Below are 22,646 nucleotides of genomic sequence, written 5' to 3'. Positions count from 1 at the left end.
GCATGACGCCAATCAAGGAGCAGCTGCGGCGGCAGTTTCCGGTGCTGGAGAGCGAACGACTTCGGCTGCGGCGACTTCTTCCGGAGGATGCGGGGGCGATATTCCGCTGCATGTCCGATCCGGCTGTTCGCGCGTTTACAGAGATCAATCCGGGAAAACTGCTGTTCCCGGGCCGTCTTTATCGCTATTTTGAGGAATCGTACCGTGATTTGCGGGATCTTCATTTCGCCGTGATTCAAAAGGAGGGAGGAGATTGGATAGGTCTATGTTCGCTGCAGTATTGGGATGTTGTTGGTCAAAAAGCGCGGCTCGGTTATCTCATCTCCCCGGCTCATTGGAACCAGGGCTATGCAACCGAAGCGGCACAACGCGTGCTGGATTTCGCTTTTGGCACACTTGGACTCCACTGCGTCGAAGCCCGCTGCAGCCCGGATAATCCGGCATCGGAACGCGTCTTGAGGAAATGCGGCCTGCAGGAGGGGGGAAGTGACTTCGCAGTCGGAAGAGAGGGCGAGGGAGTGACGTACAAAAGGTATCTCGCCGAAGGGAAGTTCTTTGAAACGTAAGTGATAGTTTTTGTTACACAAATGAAATATAGCTGTGATCAAACCCTAATAGAAAGGGGGTACACTTATTACATGACCCCCTTTTGAATATATATTTTCTCTTGGAACCCGGAGCGTGAGATGACGGGTTCTCTTTTTTTGTCTAGAGCGGGACGCTGATTTTCTGTTTGTTCTTATAATATACCCATTCGTGAAAGCCGATTTCCTTGAGGCGCTGGGCGACTTCCTCCCATTCATCGCCAACCCGCGACGGCGTGTGGGCGTCGGAACCAAAGGTCACGGAAACGCCAAAATGCAGGGCGCGCTCGAGGATCGAATCATCCGGATACCAACCGCCGCTTAGTTTCGTTTTCCCGGAGGTGTTAATTTCAATCGCCACTCCATGCTCTGCGATCGTTTTTAACGTCTCATCAATCGCCCGGGCGGCCGGAATATCGGTAAATGCCGGGTAGTTGCCCTTCATCGCGTCGATGTGTCCCAGAATCTGAAACATTCCGCTGCTCGCAGACTGGCGGATCAGCTCGTAATAGGTTTCCTTGCTGGACACTTTCTCCTCGCGGCTCAGGCCCTTCCAACGATTTTTGTTAAAGATGCTAACCTCTCCAACGCTGTGGACCGAACCGATAATATAATCAAATGGATACTGGTTTAGCGTATTCCGATAAGCGCCCAGATGTTCCGGAAAGAAATCCGATTCGATCCCCAGTAAAACGTCGATTCGGCCGGCATACTCCTGTTTGAGCTTCAGCACTTCCTCAACATAACCGGCAAAGGCTTGTTTGCCCATGGCGATCCGGGGAAAAGGCTGGTCCTCCTCGCGGCCGAAGTACGGTGTATGGTCGCTGATACCGATCACCGATAACCCTGCAGCAAGGCCGGCTTCGATATAGTCACGGATGTTCCCGTCGGCGTGGCCGCAGCGGAAATGATGGGTATGAAGGTCGAATTTCATCGGGTGTCTGCTCCTTTCTAGTGGTGGGAACTTGCGCGGGCTGCCGTCCGTCCGGTTTATTCGGAACTGATAAAATGCGTCTCCGGCATGCCCTTCAGGTCTCCGAGAAACTGCTGCATCGCCGAGTTGATGTAACGGCTCGATTTGTAGATCACGCCAACCGGGTGCGTCACTTCAAGCTCGGGGATCGGAACAACCTTTAGCGTGCCCTGTTTCAACTCGCGTAATATCGATTGCCGCGAAATGATCGCTGCGCCCAAATTGATTTCCACCATCCGTTTCACTTCCTCGCTGCTGGAGAGCTCCATTACGATGTGCGGTTCGATGTCATGTTGACGTAAGACCTCGTCGATGAAGCGGCGCCCAACCGTGTCGGGCGATAACATAATGAAGGGGACGTCGCGCAGCGACTCGAGAGTGGGTGAAGGGTTACTCGCCAAAGGATGCAGCGGAGAAACGACAAATTCGAAGGTGTCGTAATATAACACCGACGAGAGCACCTGGGGGTTGTTCTCAATCAAATACCCGATCCCGATGTCGACAAGCCCTTGCTCCACGTTTTGATAGATCTGGCTGGAGGGCATGGATTGAATGGTGGTTTTGATCAGCGGGAACTGGTCTTGAAAATACGACAAAATCCGCGGCAAGATCTGAATGGCAATCGAGGTGGTGGTCCCAAGCACAATATGCCCTTGCGGGGTATGTTCCATGTCGGACAGCTTCTGCTTGAGCTCCTCGACGATATCCAGGATGCGCTCCGCTTGTTCGAGAAAGACTTGTCCCCGATCGGTCAACGTAACCGGTTGGTTGCGGTCGACCAGTACGGTGCGGAACTCATCCTCCAAGCTTTTGATTTGGGCCGATACAGCAGGCTGGGTTAAGTTAAGCAGTTCCCCCGCCTTTCGGAAGCTTTTCGTTTTGGATATGGTGATTAGCGTCTCCAACTGACTAATATTCACCAGAAGGCCTCCTTTCTTCCCGTTCCTGGGGAGAACGCCATAGCCGGCGTTTTCCTCGTGATTTAATAATTATAGGTGATGTTCCTTTGCTAAATCAATGATGCGCCGTTTGGGGGACTTTCGACAAAATCGCCCATTAGGGGATTCCCTGGCTCCATCATTCGATTTTTAATGACTTATGTATAGGAATAAAGTATAATATGTTTTAACTAAATGCTGGGTCTAATGTATCGTAAAGTTATTCTCCTAGTGAAAAGGGGCGCATAATTTTGAAAGCAGAAGTCATAAATCCTTTTCTTGAATCCGCGCGTTCGGTCATTCAACAGGTCGTTCAAGTTTCTCCTTCCACCGGGAGTATGGGGGTTAAAGAAATCATTCCTGTGCAGGATCATATATGGATTCAAATCGGCATGACGGGCCACTTCAGCGGCATGGTCGTGTTTGGTTTACAGGAAACCGTGGCGCTGCGCATCGTTTCGGCGATGATGGGCGGCTTTGTCCTGACGGAAATGGATGAGATGGGACAAAGCGCGATCTCCGAGCTTGGCAACATGATCAGCGGCAATGCCAGTACGATTTTGTCCAACCAGGGGTTTGCCGTGGATATCACGCCGCCGCAGATCATCAAAACGGAGAATGCCACCGGGATGGGCCCTCGCAAGGCGCTCTGCATCCCGCTCTTAATGGACGGTATTGGCGAACTGGACATTCAAGTGATGATCTCTTAAGATAAGGGCAGCAAGAAGTCAACTTATCGAGCGTCGGCTGCTGTTAGTGGGAAAGCGGAACTACCGCGAAGGTAAAACGACCGCTAAAGCGGGGCAACCGCGAAAGTGGAAGCCGTGGTAGTGAAGCGACCCGGTGAGGGTGGAATAAGGCAGGCCGGAAACACGGTGGAGTTTGGATGAAGCAAGGGGATACGTCCGGTAGTATGCAGGGATATTTCAGGTATGCAGCTGAACCAGCTAACGGAACGTACAGCCCTTATTTGTCCATTCCTCGACGCTTTCATAATTTAGCGGAACTCAGAGACCTTATAGGTCTCTATTCGTGGTTAAGCGGAATTCAAGATTCGACGTCGATAGCTTCATTGGGATGCGTCGTGATCCGAAGATGACTTATTGAACTACCGAGTTAAATGAAAGTTCAAGAAGGCAGGTTTGGAGCACCGAGAAGGTTGAATGAAGCTAGGGAGTGAGTAGCGGAGCNGTAGACAGATCTACGTGAGCAACGGAAGGACCGGCTGAATTCAAGATTCGACGTTGAATAGCTTCATTGGGATGCGTCGTGATCCGAAGATGACTTATTGAACTACCGAGTTAAATGAAAGTTCAAGAAGGCAGGTTTGGAGCACCGAGAAGGTTGAATGAAGCTAGGGAGTGAGTAGCGGAGCGTAGACAGATCTACGTGAGCAACGGAAGGACCGGCTGAATTCAAGATTCGACGTTGAATAGCTTCATTGGGATGCGTCGTGATCCGAAGATGACTTATTGAACTACCGAGTTAAATGAAAGTTCAAGAAGGCAGGTTTGGAGCACCGAGAAGGTTGAATGAAGCTAGGGAGTGAGTAGCGGAGCGTAGACAGATCTACGTGAGCAACGGAAGGACCGGCTGAATTCAAGATTCGACGTTGAATAGCTTCATTGGGATGCGTCGTGATCCGAAGATGACTTATTGAACTACCGAGTTAAATGAAAGTTCAAGAAGGCAGGTTTGGAGCACCGAGAAGGTTGAATGAAGCTAGGGAGTGAGTAGCGGAGCGTAGACAGATCTACGTGAGCAACGGAAGGACCGGCTGAATTCAAGATTCGACGTTGAATAGCTTCATTGGGATGCGTCGTGATCCGAAGATGACTTATTGAACTACCGAGTTAAATGAAAGTTCAAGAAGGCAGGTTTGGAGCACCGAGAAGGTTGAATGAAGCTAGGGAGTGAGTAGCGGAGCGTAGACAGATCTACGTGAGCAACGGAAGGACCGGCTGAATTCAAGATTCGACGTTGAATAGCTTCATTGGGATGCGTCGTGATCCGAAGATGACTTATTGAACTACCGAGTTAAATGAAAGTTCAAGAAGGCAGGTTTGGAGCACCGAGAAGGTTGAATGAAGCTAGGGAGTGAGTAGCGGAGCGTAGACAGATCTACGTGAGCAACGGAAGGACTGGCTGAATTCAAGATTCGACGTCGAGTTCCTTCTCTGAAATACGTCGTGATCCGAAGATGACTTTTTGAACTACCGAGTTAAATGAAAGTTCAAGAAGGCAGGTTTGGAGCACCGAGAAGGTTGAATGAAGCTAGGGAGTGAGTAGCGGAGCGTAGACAGATCTACGTGAGCAACGGAAGGACCGGGTGAATTCAAGATTCGACGTCGAGTTCCTTCTCTGAAAATACGTCGTGATCCGAAGATGACTTTTTGAACTACCTTTTTGAAGGGGAGTTAGGGAGTGGGTATTTCGTTAGAGGGCAAAATCACCGTTGTCACCGGCGCATCCAGCGGGATTGGTGCGATGGCGGCGCAGATGTTGTCAGAGCGTGGGGCGGTCGTCGTATTGGCTGCTCGAAATGCGGATAAGCTGAAGCAGGTGGCAGCGAAAATGGCAGGCCCGCATCTAGTGCTGGAGATGGATGTTGGCAGCGACGCTTCTGTGGAGGATGGGTTTGAACGAGTTCTGAAGGAATTCGGACGAGTGGATATTCTGCTGAACAATGCGGGATACGGCAAATTCGAATCCCTGGAGCACATGCCGGTTTCTGAATTTACGGAAATGATGAACGTCAATTACATAGGAATGGTGCGATGCACGAAGGCGGTGCTCCCCTCCATGAAGGCGGCCCGCTCCGGACGGATCGTCAATGTCGCCTCGATGGCGGGGAAGATCGGCACGGCCAAATCGACGGCGTACACCGCGACCAAGCATGCGGTCGTTGGCTTCGGCAGCGCGCTGCGCCAAGAGGTCCGGGAGTACGGCATCACCGTGTCGACGATTAATCCGGGACCGATTGATACGCCCTTTTTTGAGATCGCCGATCCCAGCGGGGGGTACGTCCAGAACGTGCAATGGATGATGCTGAAGCCGGAGCGTGTCGCCAAAGCGATGGTGAAAGCGGCGGAAAAGGGCACAACCGAGATTAACCTGCCTTGGATCGCCGGCGTAGGGGCCAAATGGTACCAGATGTTCCCGCGCTTGGCGGATCGTTTAAGCTATCGGATGATGAATAAGAAATAATAGCCTGCCTGCGAAGGCAGGTTTTTTATTTGCGGCTGGAGCAGGAAGAGGGGGAGGGGCGGTTGCGGTTCTACAAAATGAGGCGGTTGAGTTGGAGCGTAAAAATGTTGTATTGAATACAACATTTTTACGAGCTATGGTATATTTCAAACCGAATTGTTGTAAAAAGTACAACATTCGGATCGCCATAGGCAAAATGAAGCATGAAATGTTGTATCAAATACAACATTTCACGGAGAATAGATCGTTTCCCGCCAAAAATGTTGTATCAAATACAACATTACAGAAAAGGCGGGGCCGTACCTAGAAAAATGAGGGCAACAAAAAGAAGCCTTCATTTGTTGTGACTCATGCTTATCGCATATAATGAAAATATTGGTATGGGACAACACGTAATATGAAAATAAAGGATGAACGTTGAAATGACGAAATTAACATTTGCCGGGCTGGGAATTGGAGAGCAGTTGACGGCAGCTTTGCTGGACTACGGGATCTCGGAGCCATCGCCGGTACAGGCGGAATGCATTCCTGCGGCGCTGGAAGGCCGGGATGTCCTTGCGCAGTCGCAGACAGGCACCGGGAAAACATTAGCTTACCTGCTGCCATTACTGCAGCGCATCACGCCGGCGGACAAAACGCTGCAGGGGTTAATCTTAGCCCCAACCCAGGAGTTGGCGATGCAAATCCAGCGGGAAGCGGAGAAATACGGGGAGCCGCTGGGGATCAAAACCCAGGCGCTGATCGGCGGCGCTGCGATCAAACGCCAGCTGGAGAAGCTGAAGCAACACCCCCAGATCGTTGTAGGTACACCGGGCCGCATCCGCGAAATTCTGGCGCTGCGCAAGCTGAAGCTGCATACGCTGCGCACGGTCGTCGTTGATGAGGTAGACCAAATGTTCCAGCTCGGCGGTACGGCGGATGTGGAACAGATCTTACGCGGGACGCTGCGGGAACGCCAGCTGATGTTCCTGTCGGCGACGATCAATCCGGAAATCCGGGCACTGGCGGCGAAAGAGATGAAGGAGCCGCTGGAAATCGGGATCGAACCGGAGCAGCGGACGTCCAAAACGATCGAGCACCTCTACTTCGTATGCGAAGCGAGGGACAAGATTGATATGCTGCGGCGGATCATCCGCCATTTCGAACCGGAGCGGACGATCGCTTTTATCAATAATACCGATCAAATTGCCGAAGTAGAAGGAAAAATGAGTTATGTCGGCCTCAGTGCCGGGGCTTTATACGGCGATGCCGACAAAACGGCGCGCAGCTTAACGCTGAAGCGATTCCGCGAAGGGAAGATCCGCGTCCTTGTGGCGAGCGATGTGGCTGCGCGCGGGCTGGACATCGAGGAGCTGTCATTGGTTGTGAACCTGGATCCGCCGATCGATGCCGAGCACTACGTTCACCGTGTGGGCCGGACCGGACGCATGGGCCGCCAAGGTTTAGCCGTATCGATCATCGCGCCGCAAGAGGAGTTCATCATGCGCAAGTTCTCTCGGGAGCTGGGCATCGAGATTGAATCGAAGGCGCTCTATGGCGGGAAGCTGACCAACGCGGGAGCGGATGCTCCAGGCAAGCGGACTCGTCCATCCGGCAGCGGCAAGTCGGGGGCTGGTGCTCCAGTCCGCCGGACAACCGCGCCGGGGACAACCAGCCGTCCCGTCGGGGAGGGGAGCAGCGGACGGGCTGGCAAGTCCGCGCACATTTCCGGGCGGCCGGGGAGCAAAGCAGCTTCCGGCAACGGAGGAGCGCGGAAGGAGACGCCGGCTGCCGAGCGGAAGAAGGATCGCCTGCAGGATCGGAAGAATAAAGGCGCTCCGAAATGGTTGAAAAATAAGCCGCCGCGGAGTTAGGCGGAGCGTGGGAGGCGTTAAGTTTGAGTGGAAGTGAACTGCCCGTATTGCAGGTCGAGGAGCTAAGCGGGGGGTATAGCTTGGGGCGGCCTGTACTTCACGAGATCAGCTTCGAGGTGAAGCCGGGGGAAATGGTCGGGCTGATCGGGCTGAACGGGGCCGGCAAAAGCACAACCATGAAGCATATCCTTGGGCTGATGGCACCGCATCGGGGCGAGATTCTGATCTCCGGCCATACGCGCAGCGAAGCGCCGGAGGCGTATCAGTCGCAGCTGGCTTTCGTTCCCGAGTCGCCGCTGCTATACGAAGAACTGACGGTCCGGGAGCATTTGGAGTTCGCCGCCCGGGCCTACGGCGTGGAGCCGGGGGCTTACCAGGAGCGGGCCGACCGCCTGCTGAAGCTGTTTCATATGGAGGAGAAGGCCGACAGTCTGTCGGCCCATCTCTCCAAAGGGATGAAACAGAAGGTGATGATCATGTGCGCGTTCGTCGCCCGGCCGCCGCTGTATATTATCGATGAGCCCTTTTTGGGATTAGATCCGTTGGGCATCCGTTCGCTGCTGGATTTCATGCTGGAAATGAAGCAAAGCGGTGCTTCGATTTTGTTAAGCTCGCATATCCTGTCGACGATCGAAAATTACTGTGACCGCTTTATCGTCCTGCACCGAGGGAAGGTGCTGGCCCAAGGGACGCTGGCCGACATCGGGGAGCAGGCGCAAGCCTCGGGAGCTTCGCTGGAGCAGATCTTCTACGCCTTAGTGAAGGACGGCGAATAGCGATGGAGCTTCGATCGCTGCGGAGCCGGCGAAAAGCAGACTTCTGGGGCAAAGTGCTCCCGTATTTGCCCTATGTGTTTCAAAGCGGTGTCGCCGTGCTGATGCTTCTGCTTCTGATCGCATTTTCGGCATGGTATACGGCGTTTCTGCAGAACATTCCGCCCGGTTTGCCGATTCGCTGGATTTTACTGGTGCTTTGGGGTCCGCTGACCGTATATGCCGGATTTCGAACCTATGCGCAGCCGGCCGATGTCATTTTCCTGCTGCCGCAGGAGACGAAAATAACGACATACTTGACCCCGGCTTTTCGGAACGGACTGATTTATAAGCTGATTGGACTCTATATCGTGGTTCTGCTGGCTTGGCCGCTATATCAGCGCAGCGGCGAGGGGGGAGCGATCCAGCCCCTTTGGCTGATGTTGCTCGCACTGTTGCTGCTCAAGGCATTAAGCGCATACGGGGCTTGGCAGGAGTTGCGAATCACGACATCCCGGGCTAGAGCCGGGTATCGCTTCCTCCGCTGGTGTTTTGTTCTGCTGATGACTGCAGCTTGGATCTGGCAGCCAGCCTGGAAAAGCGCCTTGTTCACGGTACTCGTCAGCCTCAACTACGCCCTGATCCTACGGTTTCCGATGAAGCACAAAGTTCCTTGGGACAACCTGATTACCGCCGAACGTTCGGCAGCGGCTCGAGTGATGCTGGTGCTGGGTTGGTTTGTGGACGTGCCGGCGGAAGGACAAAAGGTGATCCGCCGCCGCTGGCTGTCCGGCATCGGTAACCGAATTCCTTGGAAGCCAACCGACGCTTATCGGTACTTGCTGGTCAAGACATTTGTGCGCAGTGAGCTGCTTGGTATCGTGATGCGACTGACGCTGCTCGGCATGGTGCTGGCGGGATGGAACAACAAGTCGTGGCTGGGGCCGGCCATCTATTTGTTATTTGTGTTTCTGGCGGGGACGCAGCTGGCCTCCTTGCGTCAGGCCCATCGCGATTCGCCGGCCGCCTCCTACTATCCGCTGCCGGTTGGTGCGCGGAAAGCGGCGGCGTTGCGACTATGCTCCCGTCTGCTATTTGCGATGACGGTACTGCTCTGGTTGCCGATGGCGGTGATCCCGGGCGGGGATGCTGCTCTAACGTTTGGTTCCTTGGCTGCGGGTCTCCTGCTGGCCTTTGGCATGCGTTCCTCCTGGGCGCGCAAATGGAATGAAGAGGAAGAAGAATAACCTAAGAAAACGGACCGTTCCCCAATTCGGGAACGGTCCGTTTTTGCTTGAAGGCCTTATTTTATGCGTCGATTGTTACAGGATGGAACGGCTAACGATAACCAACAGGATAAAGAGAACCAGGATCACGCCTGTGCTCGTAAACAGGCCGCCGTAGCCGCCTCTTACTTCTTCAACTCCGCTCATTTTCATTCCCCTTTCCCATTCAGGTGTTGTGTGATCGTACACCGTATTGTATGAAAAGGGGCCAGAGCGTGCGTGGGCCATCGTGCCGATCTCCGGCGGACTGCCGCCTATTTGGCTTGCAGGTCCTGAACGCCTTGATAAATCAGATCAAACAGCTCCTCCAGATACTCCTCTGCGATACAGGAGAAGGCGATCCGCAGGTCGGTGTCGCCAAGCGCGATCGTACCGATACCATACTCGTGGATCAGGTGCTGACGGAGCGATTCCGCCGCTACCGTTTTTAGCTTCAGGCACATGAAGTAACCGGAATTAAACGGATAGTACTCCCAAACATCCCCGTATTTGCCGCTGTCGAGTAAAGCTTTGACCTTGTTGGCCCGGCCTTTCATGATCCGGAACTTCTCTTCCTTCTGCTCGGCGAATTCCTCAGATTTCAAAGCGTGCAGCACAAACGTCTGCGAAGGATGGGCGCCGCTTGAGATCGTGGCGCGGATAATGCCCAGTGTCTTATGCTCCAAGGCAGCCAGGAGGGTTGGGTCTTCGGCGGCGTAAGTAATGAACCCGACGCGGAAGCCCCACACATATTCCTCTTTCGTGGCACCGTCTACCTTGATCGGCAAAATCCGCGGATGGCGTCCTGCCAGTTGGCCAAACAACGATTCCTTTAACGAATCTTCGAAGAACAACCCATAATACGCGTCGTCGGTAACTACGACCACATTGATGCCTTCCTCGGCCGCAGCCTGGATTGCGGCGACGATTTCCCCGCCTTCCTTGGCGCCTGGCGTATATCCCGTTGGATTGTTCGGGAAGTTCAAAATGACGACCGCCTTGCCTTTGTCCTTCTGGGCCAGCAGCGCTTCACGCAGCCCGGCGCTGTTGAAGGTCATGTCCTCGGTAAACAGCGGGAAATTCACGATGTCGGCGTGACGGCGAATCCCGAAGGTGAGCTCGTAGTTCTCCCAGTTTTTGTCCGGATAAATGACGGCGTCACCTTCATCGACGAACAGGTCGGCGACGATGCTGAGGCCGTGAGTCAAGGCGTTCGTGACAATCGGTTGGCCAAAGTTTCTACCGGCGAGCGACGGGTTTTCCTGGAGCATTTTGTCGCGCCATACCTTGCGCAGCTCGGGTTTGCCTGCGGGCGGGGCATAAGGGTACAAATCCTGCGGCTTATAAGCCGACAGCGTGTCCTGTATAGCTGCCAGATGCATCGGACCGCCGTTTTCGGTGGCGATGCCGATCGTGGCGTTAAACTTCTTGGCGTGGGCCGAAGCTTCGGCAGATTGGCTCAGGATGCCTTCCTTCGGGAAATAAATTTCCTTGCCCAGCGTCGACAGCATGTCGTACACGTGCTTATTGCCGGATTTGACGCTCTCATTTAACTGCTCCGCGAGTGGGTTCATCTCATTCATCCTTCCAAATCGGTTTGATATTTTAGGACAGTACCGTCTTAAACTGCCTAACATTATATCATTTCGATTCGGGCGCGTCACGGTGAAATCGCGAGGGGCACCGCCTAATTTTCGCGGTGGGCCGGACAGTATTTCTTCATGTTAGCGATCGTCTCGACATCAAGCTCACCGTCCCGCTTCGCCAGACCGGAGGTCACCGCCGTCCGAGCGGGCTCCTTCAGGTTTTGGCCGAATTTGAATTTGGCACTAACCGATTCCGGGACGATACGACATAACGCGACGGCTTTCAGTTGTCCGGCATAGTCGGGATCCTCCGGTGTGATGGGCGCGTAGCCGCCTTCCGGCTGCAGCTTCTCCATAAACAGGGTGAAGGCCCGGGCTTTTTCCGCCGGATCATCCACCTTTTCCACCCGTCCGCGCACCATGACGCTTTTGAAATAAGCCGAAGCCGGACAGGCCAGCTTGGGATCGGTAAAATAAGACGGGATGATCGCATACTCCTTGGCCACCGTAAAGCTCACGCGCGGATCGCGGGCGAGATGTTTCATTTTCTCCCCGGCCAGGCTTCCGTGAAAGTAAAAATAAGCCCCATCGTATACGAAGTTTAGCGGTGTGACCCGGCTCCATCCATCTTCGCCCACCGTGCCAAGAAAGCCAAAGCTCATCTCCTGTAAAAACTCGTGAATTTCCGCTTCTTCCGTGATGCCGAACTCTTTTCTGCGCATTGCGGCTTCCCCCTCCCTAGCATTGACTTCCAGCATACGCTCGAAATTGACAAGAAAAAAGAACCAATCTAAAGTAATTTTATTGGTCCATTTATAGAGTGCGTATATTTGAGATAGATGCGGAGGGACTTGGGATGACGGACTTTACGATCCCGCTGGCGTCGTTCAGCGAGAAATACCGAACCAAATATTTGGCCGTGTACCACGCGCTGCGCGCAGTGATCCTCGACGGTACGCTGCCGGAGGGGACGCGCCTGCCAGCGACCCGGGAGCTGGCCCAACTATACGGCCTGTCGCGCGGCAGCGTCTCGCAGGCGTATGACATGCTGCACGCCGACGGCTATGTACGGAGCAAGGTCGGAAGCGGCACGTTTGTCGCCGGCGGATGGCAGCCCCCGCGGACGGACGACGGGCCGAAGGCGCTGGAGCAGCGGGCGCTCGCCCGGTTCATGCGCACGGGCGGCTACGAGCGCCATCTGCGCCGGATGCGCCGCCACTACGGCGCCAAGCAAGAGGCGTTCCGCCGTGGCCTGGAACAGGAGCTGGGCGAGCTGTTCCACCTTCGCTCGGCCGATGCCGGCTTGCTGCTATACGCCGAATGGCGTCGCACGCCGGAGGAGTTCCAAGCGTTCCGTCAGGCAGCGGCCGCCCGCGGCGTCCAATTTCGCGATGCAGCGACCTATCGAGTTGCGCCGGGCCCCCCTGCCGCCTGCTTTGCTTTTTCCCATTTGGACGAAAATTCGCTCCTCGAAGGCGTATTTCGCATGAAAGCCGCCTGGAGGGATATTTAAACCCGTGGATTTAACAGGTATAATAGGGAGAAAGAGCTTGTCATTCATTTTTTCATAATGACAATGCCCAACGGTACGGTCAGGCAGAAGTATTCGCCTTTAGGATCTTTTTTGGGAGGGAAGGACATGCTTCACGTTTCACCATCTTCATTTGAATTGAAGCCGGCGTTCGCCAAAATCGTGTGCGAACCCGGTTGGAAATGGCACAAGCGGGAGAAGCCGCTGCAGAACTACGATCTATTCTATGTGTGGAGCGGTGAAGGTACGGTTGTCCTGAACGACCAGCCCATTCCGGTCAGCAAAGGCAGCTGCTTTCTCTTCCGCAAAGGGGACCACACCAGTGCCACGCACAATCCGCAGCGCCCCCTGGTGCTGACGTACATTCATTTCGATGTCCATGAGCCGGTTATGGAAGTGCCGGGCTCTTACCGTGTGCTGGAGGATACGTTGGATTTCGAGTATATGTTGTCTCGTTACGTCCGCTTATTTTTGATGAAGGCGTATGCCGCCGAGGAAGAGGCTCAGCTGATCCTCAAGCAGCTGTTGATCCATCTGCTCCGCGAGGAACGCCAGGTGCCGGTAGAGAAGAAGGTCAGCAATCAGCTGCATGAAGTGATCCACGAGGTGGCTAACTATGTGCTGCAGCATCCGGGTCTGCCCCACAAGGTGCAGGATTTGGCCGCCCGGGCAGGGTTGTCCCCGCGGTATTTCTCCATCAAGTTTAAGGAGATTATCGGGATGTCGGTCCAATCTTACATCATCAAGTCGAGGATTGATCGGGCACAGCATCTGCTGCTGCATGCCGGCATGAATGTCACCGAGGTCGCCGATGCGCTGGGGTACCGGGACATCTTCTTCTTCAGTCGCCAGTTCAAACAATATACGGGGAAAAGCCCGTCGGAAATCCGCTAGGCAGGCTCGCTCGACGAAGCCTATCTCTGTCTAGCATTCAAGCCCATTTGATCTCAACCGCCGAGTGATCAGCTCCGGCGGTTTTTGGCATGCCTCCTGAGCAAGCGTTTCCTTGACCAAAGTCTAGGAAGCGAACCGGTCCCGCGCCTGTGGTCGTTCCGGGGAACCCCGGTATAATTCAGAATAGGTGGAAATATAAGGAGGACGAAAATTCATATGAAACATACATCCAAAATGGCATGGCTGGCCGCATCGGCGGTTCTGTTGACCCTGGCTACGGGCTGCGGTCCGGCGGAAAATCAGCTGCAGCAGACCTTGGGAAGCACCGTTGACTCAGTAAGCCAATCGATCAGCCAGACGGCGGCGTCGGTCCAGCAATCGGTGGCCTTGGCCGCCGGTGAGTGGAAAAACGATCTGACGTTCACGGGACGCTCGCATGAGCTGTCGGCAAGCGGAGAGATCGGCACGGCCGGCAAGTTGCAGTTGGAGAATGCCGTAGGGCGTCTCGAGCTCAAGAAAGGCACGTCCGATCAGATCGTGGTGAAAGCGACGATCCAGGCGGCCGATCTGCCTGCACGTAAGGAGAAGCTGGATAAATTGTTCGAGCAAAGCGAGGTGACCGTTACCCCTCGGGGCAATTCGGCTCAGGTACGCGTGCACGCCAAAGGCGCGCCGGACCAAAATTTGTGGGATTGGGCGCAGAAGGAGCTGCATTTTACCGAATTTCGCATCGATTATGTCGTTGAGGTCCCTGCCGGAATTCAGGAGTTCGAAGTCACAAACAATGTGGGGGAGATCGCGGCAAGCGGGCTGACGGGAACCTACCGGCTTCAAGGAGATGTCGGGTCAATTCGGGTAGAGGACGCCCGGCTGTTAGGCAATTCATCGATCCGTACGGCCACCGGCAGTATTGATCTGAACATTCTCGCCATGGACTCGGGCAGTGAGCTTCAGGCCAAAACCGATGTCGGCAGCGTCACAGCGACGCTGGATCCATCGTTAGCCTGCGATTTGGAAACGTCAAGCGAGTTGGGTGAAATTAACGGGGCAGCGAAAGGACGAAGCGAGCGGGGCGGCGGAGGGCCGCTGATCGCGCTGGGGACTTCCATCGGCAGCGTTACGGTTCAATAACTTTCTAACGGGGAAGAGCCGGCCGAAGCCGGCGGATGTCATCTCTGGATTTAGCGATGATTCGTGGAGTTAAAGCGTCCCAGCGCTTCGCCCATCCGTACTTTGCGTCCGGGCTCGAGCTCGGGCAACGGGGTGAACGTCCCGTTCTGTGTGAGCAGGACGACGGTTGATCCGAATTCAAAGTAGGCTAGATCGTCGCCTTGCTCCCAGCTTTTCGCCGAGGGATCGGTGTATTGGATGCTGCTGACGTTCATCGCGCCCACCTTGACGAGCGCGATCTCCCCATAGGCGTGGGAGATATAAGTGATGAGGCGTTCGTTTCGGCACAACACCTTCTTCATATGACGCATGCCAAAATCGTTAACCGGGTAGACCCGGCCTTTCACATGCTCGCTTTCCAGCCTCTTGCCGGTGACGGGCGCATGAATCCGGTGATAATCGGTAGGACTGAGATAAAGAACAAAAGCGTAACCCTGTTTGTACGTTTCCACGCGTGGGGAGCGCGACAGCAGCTCTTCAAGCGAGTAATCCTGTCCTTTGACGTTCAGGATCGTGCCGGACTGGACCTCGCCCATAAACGTGATCAACGCGTCCACCGGGCTGATCAGCGCTCCCGGCTCCGCGTGCAGCGGGCGCATGCCCGGCTTTAATTTGCGGGTAAAGAACTCGTTCAGCGTGCGGTATTCCCGAAGTTCCTTCTCTGCTTCATGCAGCGGAATCCCGTAGGATTTGGCGAAAAAAGGGATCATCGCCCGGCTCACCCCCGAATGGGAGAACTTGCCCATCATCCGGGATAGCCATTTCCGCGAGGAGAGCTCCGTCATCCATTTCATCCATGCCGCGGCCAAATAGCATCCTCCTAGTCTGTCCGTTAGTGCTGTGTTGGTTTGATGAATTCGTTGCCACTTCCGCTTATCTTGACACAGAATAGGGGCGAAATCAATACGGTGGCTTGTAACCCCGGTTTACAAATTTGTACAAATTAAGGCTTGATGCCTAGGCTGGGTTGGTGTATGTTTATAACAATCGCATAGGGATACGGGGGCTTGAGCGAATCAGGCTGAGATAGCGGCATAATGCGCCGCGGACCGTTAATCTGATCTGGATAATGCCAGCGTAGAGAATCGATCGTCCGGGATGTTTTGCGCATTTTTGCGTGCCCTCGTGACCTGACCGCCGTCTGAGCCTATTCAGACGGTTTTTTTTGCGATGCGATGAATAACATTTTTCAGGAGGAGAGATGAAGATGTCGGAGGTTGTTCAAAAAAGAAAGGGCCGCGGCTTGAAGCTAAGCGATCTGCTGGTGACGGTGCTGGTCTCGCTGGTGCTGGGCGTGGTGTATCATTTCTGGAGCTCGGTGTACAATCTGTTCTCCCCGCTGTTCTTTCAGGCGGATGAACTGGTGTACGGGATGTGGTTTCTGGCCGCAACGCTGGTGTTCCTGCTGATTCGCAAACCGGGAGTTGCGTTGATCGCCGAGGTCGCGGCGGCCCACGTGGAAATTCTGTTCGGCAGCGAATGGGGGGTTCAACTGGTCCTTTACAGCATCCTGCAAGGTTTAGGGGCAGAACTGGTATTCGCCGCGTTCCGGTACCGGAAATTCTCCGGCTCCGTTGCTGCGCTGGCCGGGATTGGGGCCGCTGTTGGTTCGGTGATTCCCGATTTCTTCTACGGCTATGTGCAGGATTACGAGCCGTGGCTTCTGACCGCCAAATATGCCATGCGAGCGGTGAGCTCGGCGTTGATCTGCGGTTACTTCGCTTATGCCGTGGTGAAGGCCGTGGAAGCGACGGGAGTCACCACGCTGCTGCGTCCGGTTGATCCGAAGGACTACGCGGCGTTAAACGACTGATGCGGAAGGCAGAAACGGTTGCGGAAGTCCGGGAGCTGCGGTTGAAATTCCCCGGGGAATCTGAATTCGTCTTTAAGGATTTGGATTTCTCCGTGCAGCGCGGCGAACACGTCCTGCTGCTGGGGCCCAGCGGATGCGGCAAATCGACGCTGCTCCAGGTGTTGTCGGGGATCATCCCGGAATTGGTAGAGATCCCGATGCGGATGTCCGCGCAGCAGCTCCCTTCGTCGTGGAGATTCCTGTTTCAGGACCCGGATACGCAGTTTTGCATGCCTTACGTGGACGAGGAGCTGGCGTTTGCCCTGGAGAACCTGGGAGTGCAGCAGCCGGACATGGCCGCGCGGATGGAAGCCGCTTTGGTCAAGGTGGGCTTGGACCTGCCCGAGCTCCATGTGCCGATCGATTCGCTGTCCCAAGGGATGAAGCAGCGGTTGGCGCTCGCGTCGGTGCTGCTTGGCGATCCGGAGGTGCTGCTGCTGGATGAGCCTTCGGCTTTGCTGGACCCGCAGGGCCGCGAGCAAATCTGGCAAGCGATCGCCAACGTGGCCGAGGATCGCACCTTGATCATCGTCGAGCACCGGATCGAGGAACTGACGGCGCTTGGCCTGGTTGACCGCGTCGTGTTATTTGGACCGGACGGACGGGTGCTAGGCGAAGGGGCGCCGGAGCGGGTGTTTGATACGTACCGGTCCGAGCTGGTGGAGTTCGGCATTTGGTATCCTGGGGTCTGGGATCAATACTTTGCCACAGAAGCAGGTCGCCGATTGCTGGAGCCGGTAGAGGACGGAAGACGTTTGGGCGAGCCGGCGATGGTGCAGCTGACGTCGTATTGCGGACGCCGGCAAGGACGCCCCGTGATTCAAGTAGGGCAGGCCGCCGTGTATCCCGGCGATTGGATCGCGATCACGGGGCCCAACGGCGCGGGAAAAAGCTCGCTGCTGCTCAGCCTGATCAACCTGCTCCCGGCGGAGGGCACGTACGTGTTGCAGGGAGCTCGGATGGAAACCGGGAAGCTGCGCCGCCGCGCCCGCCGGCGGCAGTTGGAGCGAACCGCCCGCGAAATCGGCTTTGTGTTCCAAAATCCCGAGTTTCAATTCGTCGCCGATCGGGTGGCGGAGGAAGTGGCCTTTTCGCTGCGAGAAGACGGATGGGAGGCCGATGGGATTGACGAACGGGTAGCGGAGGTTCTGCGGCGATTTGGCCTAACCGGCTTGGAATCGCGCCATCCCTACCAGCTGTCGCTGGGACAGAAACGCCGCCTCAGCGTGGCCTCGGCGGTGGTGCGCGAGCAACGGCTGCTGCTGCTTGACGAGCCGACCTTCGGCCAGGATGCGGCGAACACGTTCGCCATCCTGCAGTTATGCGAGTCGTTGCGCCGGATGGGGACGGCCATCCTCATGGTGACGCACGAGGAACGGATCGCCGAGCAAATCGCTACCCAGCACTGGGAGGTACGGGACGGGCGGCTGACGTCCCAGCGGCTGACCCGGCGGACAGGGAACTTCAAGACGGATACGAATAAGGGTTCTCCGTCCGGATCTCCCCTGCCGTCTGAGTCGGAAGCCGCGTTCTCCGCGGAGAAGGAACGGCAGGGACAACCTGGCGCAGAGGCGGTGATGACGAAATGAGGAAGTTCTTAACGCCAAAACGGCAGACCTGGCTGCACCGGGCGAACCCGGCCGCCAAGCTGGGGTTGATGATCCTGCTGTTTTTGCTGACGTTATTTACGCATCGGCTGGACTTTATTTTTTATCAAGCGGTTTTGTTTACGGTGCTGCTCTTCCTGATGAGCGGTTACGAGCCGTGGAAAATCGCCCTGCTGGTCGTCCCTTTCGCGCTGATTTTCGCTTCTTCGGCAGCGACGATGATTCTGTTTGGTAAAGGCGAGGAGATTTGGTGGTCCTGGGGATTGTTCCGCATTTCCGAGGAGAGCTTCTTCCGGGGGATTCATATCGGGTTTAAGGCCGTGGCGTTTGCCGCAGAAGGGTTATTGTTCGTGTTAACTACGCCTTCGGTCGCCTTGTTTTACGCGCTGATGCAGCAGGCGAAGCTGCCGCCAAAATATGCTTACAGCTTTATGGCTTCGGTTCGGCTGCTCCCGATGGTCTGGGAGGAGCTGCTTGTCCGCCGCAATGCGCTGCTGATTCGCGGTGTCCGCCGTCCGCGCGGGCTGCCCGGGCTCGTCGCCCAAGCCAAGCTGTACGCCGTACCGATGCTGTCCCAGAGCATCCGCCGAGCGCATCGCGTCGCCGTCGCCATGGAGGCCAAGGCCTTTGACGGCAACCGCTCGCGTACTTATTATTACCGCACCACCTTTTCACGGTATGATGGTTTGGTGATGCTGATCTTAGGATTGGTTGCAGCAGCAGCTTATACGCTGGCGTTTATATACCCGCTGTTTGGCATCGCGGATGTCCGTTATCATTAACGGCGATCACATTCCCAGATCAGCATACGAAAGAGCATGATTCCCTCCAGGGTACGATTTTTACTCGTACCGAAGCTAAAGGGATCATGCCCTTTTTTTTGCTGCCCACGGCCCGTTTATTCAGCAGCCGGCTTCGGCGAATTACGCCGCCAGGCCGTCTGCTCATGCAAATAACGGGCGTAAGCCATCGGCTGGCGATACGAATCCTTCCAAGCTTCGGACATTCCGGCCTTCCGAAATCCGTAACGCTGGTCTCGCCCGTTGGATTCGATAAAGTAAGGCCGCCCACTGGCCGTTAGACCGATATCCAGCCCCAGGTCAGCGAGATGCGGCAGCCGGTTACCGAGATGGCGAGAGATCTCCAGGGCCAGGTTCTCGACATGAGCCAGCGCCGAAGGGACGATCTCCGCCGGTAGCGCTTTGGCCAGCAGCTCCTCGGCAGGTTGCGCTTCTCCGCCTTTGGCGATATTGCAGACGAAGCTGCCCGCGGCGGCGACTTTGGCAAACCGCCCCGTTACCCCCCACTGACCTCCGCTTCCTCGCTGGACGGTAATCCGCAGATCGATGGGACGTTGTTCGAACTCCGCCAGCGGGATGCGCTCCTGCACCAGATAAGGGGTGCTCCGGAGCATACGCCGAGTCCACGGCGGCAGTTCTCCCCGCTGCAGTCGCACCGTATGCCATGGTTGCTTACCTCTGGCTGAAGCATAGGTTAATTCCCACCCGGACGGCGGCGTGTACCGCAAACGCATCACGCCGTGGCCCACGGAGCCGCGAATCGGCTTTAAGATAAGGTCGGGATGGCGGGACATCATCCTCCGCAAGCTCTCGGAGTTCAGAGGCATCGCAGCGGGAAGGTACGCCCGCAGATGGGGAGTGTTCCAGAGGAGACGGTGGATATAGTCTTTCCCGTAACGGTTGTTGGCGTTAAAGATCGTAAACCCTCGGTCGTTCAGGGATTGGAGTTTTTTCTGGGCCGCCAGTTGGGGATACAGCGCACGGTTATGGATGACCGCCGGCAAGGGGAGCCGCTGCTCCACGTATTCGATGCCGTTATAGACATACGCGATGCAGCGGTCCCCCGCTGGACTGATGCCGCCGAGACGCAGGAAAACGGGGGATAATCCGTATTCCTGGGCCGCTTCTTCATATCCTGCGATCCACTCTTGGCCCGTTCTGCGCGTGGGGATCCCTCGGTACATGCTGGAGTTCAGCAAGATTCCGACAGTGTCCTGACTCAAGTGGGTTTCCTCCTTCCCGTGCTTCTTCCTCCAATGTATGTTGTCCCGGGTAAAAAGAGTGGACGACTGTGCTGCGACAGCCGCCTGTTTTCGGGCGATCACCGGGGAGCTTCACACCTATGAATGAATTGGGCTTATCTTCTCAGAAGCAGTCACATTTAGCGGGAAGGTTTCGTATATTTAGGATAACGAATACAAGCGAAACGGTAAGGAGGGAGACTTCCACATGGATCGGGAAAAAGTCGCGGTCATCGCCCCCGGCGCCCTTGCGGCGTCTTCAGGAAAACATCGGCCAGCGGAGAAGGTGTTAGAGCGGATGATCCCCCACGCGGCGGAGCGTCTGCAGATTCGCATCTTCGGCATCGCGGACGGACCTATGCCGTCGCAGGGATGGATCGGCAGCGTTCCCTTCTACCGCCTGCCCGGAGGACGACTCTACTTGGAGACGCTGCTGCGGCATTTGCGCAAATGGCGGCCGGATACGGTGGATGTTCATGGCCGACCGCTGCTGGCTTGCCAGCTGAAGGGGCGGCTCCCGTTATCCCGCGTACTGTTGACGCTGCCCTCCGCTCCGGTCTTCTCCCCTTCCTGTCATCCCAAGGCCTGCACACCGCATGTCCTGGAAAGCGTGGATGGCCTGATCGTCGCCAGCGAACGAGCCAAAGCCGAATTGCTGGAGCGGTTCCCTGCCCTGCTCACCCCGGTTTGGGTGAATCCGCCGGGATCCAGCCTGGAGGATGGCGTGCCGCGCTGGACGCTGGAAGGAGAACAGCAACGACGACGTCGACTGGCGGATCTCGGATGGGCCGACCGTAAAATCGTTCTGCTGTCCGGCCGCCTCCCGACGGCAGGAGAAACGAGCGGAATCGTCACCGCGCTCTCCGACGTTTTGGGCCGGGTGCCAGAGGCGCTGCTGTTGTTCCTGGCCGCCGACCTCCCCGGTTCGTTACGTGAATCGCCGGAGCACCGGGCGACGGATGGGCCCGCCGCCTTGGATCCCAAACGGATTGTCCGCCTGCCGGCCACCCCGAATGCTCCCCTATCGGACGGATATGCTTTGGCCGACTGTTTGGTTCTCCTGCCGGGTAATGACGCGGCTTCGATGCTAACCCGTATTGAAGCGATGGCCATGGGGGTGCCCATTCTGGACGCCAGTGATCCCCGCATCATCGAATTTGCTGTGGATGGCCTGCTTGCCGGAGGGAAGGAAGCGAGCTTGGCGGACCAAATCGTTCTGCTGCTGCAGGATGAAGAGCTTCGCCGGGTCTTTGGCAGCGCCGGCCGGGAAATCATCCGCCGTCATTACCGGTGGGAACACGCCGCGGACCGTTGGGTCGACATCGTACGTGCCGGCTGTGTCCTAACCGCCAGCCGCCGGAGCGCCAAAACCTAAACCGGTCTGAAGGGCCGCAATTCTATGGAAACGCCGAAAGGCGTTTTTTCTTTTTTTCGAGACTGGGCCGGGCTTCGGGGCCCTTGCCGCATTCGTGTGGACAGCTGTACGTTTGCCGTTACCACGCCCTCCGCATGACATACACTGTGGTATATGCTCCGGTATTATCACGTTTTGGGAGGAAATGAATGTGGTCAAAAAACGCAAGCCGCGCCCCCGACTGAACCGCAAACCGATTCAGCGCAAGCCGACGCTGCCGCGTTTGGTCAATCATCCGGACCCCCTGGTCTCCATCATCATCCCCGCGATGAATGAAAGAGCGACGCTGGCCGGTGTATTACGCGAAGCGGGCCGGGTACATCCGCTTAGCGAGACGATCGTCGTCGCGAACGGATCCACCGACGGGACCGCCGAGCTGGCGGAAGCGTGCGGCGCCCGCGTGATCCGTACACCGGAGCCGCTGGGGCATGATGTCGGCAGACGTGTTGGAGCGGAGGCGGCCCGCGGGCAAGCGCTGCTGTTCGTCGACGCGGATATGGTGATCCCGGCTCGGGAACTGCGTCCTTATGTCGAGGCGGTGTTATCCGGCGTAGACCTTGCGTTAAACGGCTACTCGGGTCCGGCGGGGCGGAAGGAAGCCCATCCGGTAGTTTTGGCTAAACATGTCCTAAACGGCTTGCTGCAGCGGTCCGACCTGCGGGGCGCTTCCTTGACGGCGGTCCCGCATGCGATAAGCCGGAAGGGGGCAGAGACCGTTGGACTGGAAGCCCTGGAGGTTCCGCCGTTGGCTTTGGCCCGGGCGGTGCTGCTTGGGCTAAACGTACAGGCGGTTCATACCGTGCCGGTCGGCAAGCTGAATCCTGCCCGGGGACGGGTGCGGGACAAGGGGAAACGCGTGGATCCGCTGACCGCCTTGGTGGCGGGGGACCACTTGGAGGCCATTCATTGGCTGCTCCGCCAGCAGGGTCCTCGCGGTGGGTATAGCGATCTGGGCCGGCAGCGCGGCAAGGTGAGGTGA

Annotated in this window: 21 protein-coding genes and 1 riboswitch; of the genes, 14 read left to right on the top strand and 7 right to left on the bottom strand. The window is 56.3% G+C overall.

Translation table 11 applies throughout. From position 1 onward, the window contains the following. Positions 1-2: 2 nt before the first annotated feature. Positions 3-566: a GNAT family N-acetyltransferase gene (locus tag BN3277_RS03980; RefSeq protein ID WP_059041003.1), complete on the top strand. Its 564-nt coding sequence runs from the start codon at positions 3-5 to the stop codon at positions 564-566. Positions 567-708: 142 nt separating this feature from the next. Here BN3277_RS03980 and BN3277_RS03975 read toward each other — a convergent pair whose 3' ends face one another. Both BN3277_RS03975 and BN3277_RS03970 read right to left on the bottom strand, forming a co-directional pair. Next, the gene (locus tag BN3277_RS03975) at positions 709-1,518 is read right to left on the bottom strand and encodes a histidinol-phosphatase (RefSeq protein ID WP_059041002.1); all 810 of its coding nucleotides are present in this window, start codon (positions 1,516-1,518) and stop codon (positions 709-711) included. A gap of 56 nt (positions 1,519-1,574) precedes the next feature. Continuing rightward, entirely contained in the window at positions 1,575-2,477 is a 903-nt protein-coding gene (locus BN3277_RS03970) for a LysR family transcriptional regulator (RefSeq protein WP_059041001.1), read from the bottom strand. Between the two features lie 269 nt (positions 2,478-2,746). On the opposite strand from BN3277_RS03970, the gene BN3277_RS03965 reads away from it, so the two are divergent. The 5 genes from BN3277_RS03965 (at position 2,747) to BN3277_RS03945 (ending at position 9,554) form a co-directional block, all read left to right on the top strand. Further along, a complete protein-coding gene (locus tag BN3277_RS03965) occupies positions 2,747-3,205 on the top strand; it encodes a chemotaxis protein CheX (protein WP_059041000.1) in 459 nt (152 codons plus the stop codon). A gap of 1,720 nt (positions 3,206-4,925) precedes the next feature. Further along, on the top strand, positions 4,926-5,702 hold the full coding sequence (locus tag BN3277_RS03960; protein ID WP_059041187.1) for an SDR family NAD(P)-dependent oxidoreductase: 777 nt from the start codon (positions 4,926-4,928) through the stop codon (positions 5,700-5,702). Between the two features lie 422 nt (positions 5,703-6,124). Further along, positions 6,125-7,555 (top strand): DEAD/DEAH box helicase, encoded by a 1,431-nt coding sequence (locus BN3277_RS03955; protein ID WP_059040999.1) that lies wholly within the window; start codon positions 6,125-6,127, stop codon positions 7,553-7,555. A gap of 23 nt (positions 7,556-7,578) precedes the next feature. After that, the gene (locus tag BN3277_RS03950) at positions 7,579-8,331 is read left to right on the top strand and encodes an ABC transporter ATP-binding protein (RefSeq protein WP_059040998.1); all 753 of its coding nucleotides are present in this window, start codon (positions 7,579-7,581) and stop codon (positions 8,329-8,331) included. Positions 8,332-8,333: 2 nt separating this feature from the next. Further along, positions 8,334-9,554 (top strand): ABC transporter permease, encoded by a 1,221-nt coding sequence (locus tag BN3277_RS03945; RefSeq protein ID WP_059040997.1) that lies wholly within the window; start codon positions 8,334-8,336, stop codon positions 9,552-9,554. 75 nt (positions 9,555-9,629) lie between these two features. On the opposite strand, the gene BN3277_RS25930 is transcribed toward BN3277_RS03945, so the two are convergent. The 3 genes from BN3277_RS25930 to BN3277_RS03935 form a co-directional block, all read right to left on the bottom strand. Continuing rightward, a complete protein-coding gene (locus BN3277_RS25930) occupies positions 9,630-9,740 on the bottom strand; it encodes a YjcZ family sporulation protein (protein ID WP_222860910.1) in 111 nt (36 codons plus the stop codon). Positions 9,741-9,847: 107 nt separating this feature from the next. Continuing rightward, positions 9,848-11,146 (bottom strand): aminotransferase class I/II-fold pyridoxal phosphate-dependent enzyme, encoded by a 1,299-nt coding sequence (locus tag BN3277_RS03940; protein WP_059040996.1) that lies wholly within the window; start codon positions 11,144-11,146, stop codon positions 9,848-9,850. A gap of 113 nt (positions 11,147-11,259) precedes the next feature. Continuing rightward, positions 11,260-11,880, bottom strand: a complete 621-nt coding sequence (locus BN3277_RS03935) for a pyridoxamine 5'-phosphate oxidase family protein (protein ID WP_059040995.1) — start codon at positions 11,878-11,880, stop codon at positions 11,260-11,262. Positions 11,881-12,014: 134 nt separating this feature from the next. Between BN3277_RS03935 and BN3277_RS03930 the strand changes: the two genes are divergently transcribed. The 3 genes from BN3277_RS03930 to BN3277_RS03920 all read left to right on the top strand — a co-directional run bounded on the left by BN3277_RS03930 (position 12,015) and on the right by BN3277_RS03920 (position 14,714). Continuing rightward, positions 12,015-12,671, top strand: a complete 657-nt coding sequence (locus BN3277_RS03930) for a GntR family transcriptional regulator (protein ID WP_059040994.1) — start codon at positions 12,015-12,017, stop codon at positions 12,669-12,671. Between the two features lie 126 nt (positions 12,672-12,797). Next, positions 12,798-13,583 carry a helix-turn-helix domain-containing protein gene (locus tag BN3277_RS03925; RefSeq protein WP_059040993.1) on the top strand — a complete coding sequence of 262 codons (786 nt, stop codon included), beginning with the start codon at positions 12,798-12,800 and terminating at the stop codon, positions 13,581-13,583. A 216-nt stretch (positions 13,584-13,799) separates the two neighbouring features. Further along, entirely contained in the window at positions 13,800-14,714 is a 915-nt protein-coding gene (locus tag BN3277_RS03920) for a DUF4097 family beta strand repeat-containing protein (protein ID WP_059040992.1), read from the top strand. Between the two features lie 50 nt (positions 14,715-14,764). Here BN3277_RS03920 and asd read toward each other — a convergent pair whose 3' ends face one another. Then, positions 14,765-15,562 carry an archaetidylserine decarboxylase gene (gene asd / locus BN3277_RS03915; RefSeq protein WP_059040991.1) on the bottom strand — a complete coding sequence of 266 codons (798 nt, stop codon included), beginning with the start codon at positions 15,560-15,562 and terminating at the stop codon, positions 14,765-14,767. 180 nt (positions 15,563-15,742) lie between these two features. Then, positions 15,743-15,854: riboswitch (TPP riboswitch) on the top strand. Positions 15,855-15,954: 100 nt separating this feature from the next. On the opposite strand from asd, the gene BN3277_RS03910 reads away from it, so the two are divergent. The 3 genes from BN3277_RS03910 to BN3277_RS03900 are packed head-to-tail and all read left to right on the top strand — an operon-like array spanning position 15,955 to position 18,994. Next, the gene (locus BN3277_RS03910; protein WP_059040990.1) at positions 15,955-16,566 is read left to right on the top strand and encodes an ECF transporter S component; all 612 of its coding nucleotides are present in this window, start codon (positions 15,955-15,957) and stop codon (positions 16,564-16,566) included. After that, positions 16,566-18,194 (top strand): ABC transporter ATP-binding protein, encoded by a 1,629-nt coding sequence (locus tag BN3277_RS03905; RefSeq protein WP_059040989.1) that lies wholly within the window; start codon positions 16,566-16,568, stop codon positions 18,192-18,194. The genes BN3277_RS03910 and BN3277_RS03905 overlap by 1 nt, the downstream gene beginning before the upstream one ends. Then, the gene (locus tag BN3277_RS03900; RefSeq protein ID WP_059040988.1) at positions 18,191-18,994 is read left to right on the top strand and encodes an energy-coupling factor transporter transmembrane component T family protein; all 804 of its coding nucleotides are present in this window, start codon (positions 18,191-18,193) and stop codon (positions 18,992-18,994) included. The genes BN3277_RS03905 and BN3277_RS03900 overlap by 4 nt, the downstream gene beginning before the upstream one ends. A 116-nt stretch (positions 18,995-19,110) precedes the next feature. Here BN3277_RS03900 and BN3277_RS03895 read toward each other — a convergent pair whose 3' ends face one another. Further along, on the bottom strand, positions 19,111-20,235 hold the full coding sequence (locus BN3277_RS03895; RefSeq protein ID WP_059040987.1) for a YheC/YheD family endospore coat-associated protein: 1,125 nt from the start codon (positions 20,233-20,235) through the stop codon (positions 19,111-19,113). Between the two features lie 226 nt (positions 20,236-20,461). On the opposite strand from BN3277_RS03895, the gene BN3277_RS03890 reads away from it, so the two are divergent. Both BN3277_RS03890 and BN3277_RS03885 read left to right on the top strand, forming a co-directional pair. Then, entirely contained in the window at positions 20,462-21,628 is a 1,167-nt protein-coding gene (locus BN3277_RS03890; RefSeq protein WP_059040986.1) for a glycosyltransferase family 4 protein, read from the top strand. A gap of 184 nt (positions 21,629-21,812) precedes the next feature. Then, positions 21,813-22,646: a glycosyltransferase family 2 protein gene (locus BN3277_RS03885; protein WP_082691301.1), complete on the top strand. Its 834-nt coding sequence runs from the start codon at positions 21,813-21,815 to the stop codon at positions 22,644-22,646.

Source organism: Paenibacillus rubinfantis, from assembly GCF_001486505.1.
Lineage (GTDB): Bacteria > Bacillota > Bacilli > Paenibacillales > Paenibacillaceae > Fontibacillus > Fontibacillus rubinfantis.
Note: the sequence above shows the minus strand (reverse complement) of the source record. Positions and strands in the feature narration are given on the sequence as shown.

What these genes read in the sequence shown, in the direction of transcription:
- BN3277_RS03980 (WP_059041003.1), top strand. Translation starts at nt 3, where the DNA reads ATGACGCCAATCAAGGAGCAGCTGCGGCGGCAGTTTCCGGTGCTGGAG.
- BN3277_RS03975 (WP_059041002.1), bottom strand. Translation starts at nt 1,518, where the DNA reads ATGAAATTCGACCTTCATACCCATCATTTCCGCTGCGGCCACGCCGAC.
- BN3277_RS03955 (WP_059040999.1), top strand. Translation starts at nt 6,125, where the DNA reads ATGACGAAATTAACATTTGCCGGGCTGGGAATTGGAGAGCAGTTGACG.
- BN3277_RS03945 (WP_059040997.1), top strand. Translation starts at nt 8,334, where the DNA reads ATGGAGCTTCGATCGCTGCGGAGCCGGCGAAAAGCAGACTTCTGGGGC.
- BN3277_RS25930 (WP_222860910.1), bottom strand. Translation starts at nt 9,740, where the DNA reads ATGAGCGGAGTTGAAGAAGTAAGAGGCGGCTACGGCGGCCTGTTTACG.
- BN3277_RS03940 (WP_059040996.1), bottom strand. Translation starts at nt 11,146, where the DNA reads ATGAACCCACTCGCGGAGCAGTTAAATGAGAGCGTCAAATCCGGCAAT.
- BN3277_RS03935 (WP_059040995.1), bottom strand. Translation starts at nt 11,880, where the DNA reads ATGCGCAGAAAAGAGTTCGGCATCACGGAAGAAGCGGAAATTCACGAG.
- BN3277_RS03930 (WP_059040994.1), top strand. Translation starts at nt 12,015, where the DNA reads ATGACGGACTTTACGATCCCGCTGGCGTCGTTCAGCGAGAAATACCGA.
- BN3277_RS03925 (WP_059040993.1), top strand. Translation starts at nt 12,798, where the DNA reads ATGCTTCACGTTTCACCATCTTCATTTGAATTGAAGCCGGCGTTCGCC.
- BN3277_RS03920 (WP_059040992.1), top strand. Translation starts at nt 13,800, where the DNA reads ATGAAACATACATCCAAAATGGCATGGCTGGCCGCATCGGCGGTTCTG.
- BN3277_RS03910 (WP_059040990.1), top strand. Translation starts at nt 15,955, where the DNA reads ATGAAGATGTCGGAGGTTGTTCAAAAAAGAAAGGGCCGCGGCTTGAAG.
- BN3277_RS03905 (WP_059040989.1), top strand. Translation starts at nt 16,566, where the DNA reads ATGCGGAAGGCAGAAACGGTTGCGGAAGTCCGGGAGCTGCGGTTGAAA.
- BN3277_RS03900 (WP_059040988.1), top strand. Translation starts at nt 18,191, where the DNA reads ATGAGGAAGTTCTTAACGCCAAAACGGCAGACCTGGCTGCACCGGGCG.
- BN3277_RS03890 (WP_059040986.1), top strand. Translation starts at nt 20,462, where the DNA reads ATGGATCGGGAAAAAGTCGCGGTCATCGCCCCCGGCGCCCTTGCGGCG.
- BN3277_RS03885 (WP_082691301.1), top strand. Translation starts at nt 21,813, where the DNA reads ATGAATGTGGTCAAAAAACGCAAGCCGCGCCCCCGACTGAACCGCAAA.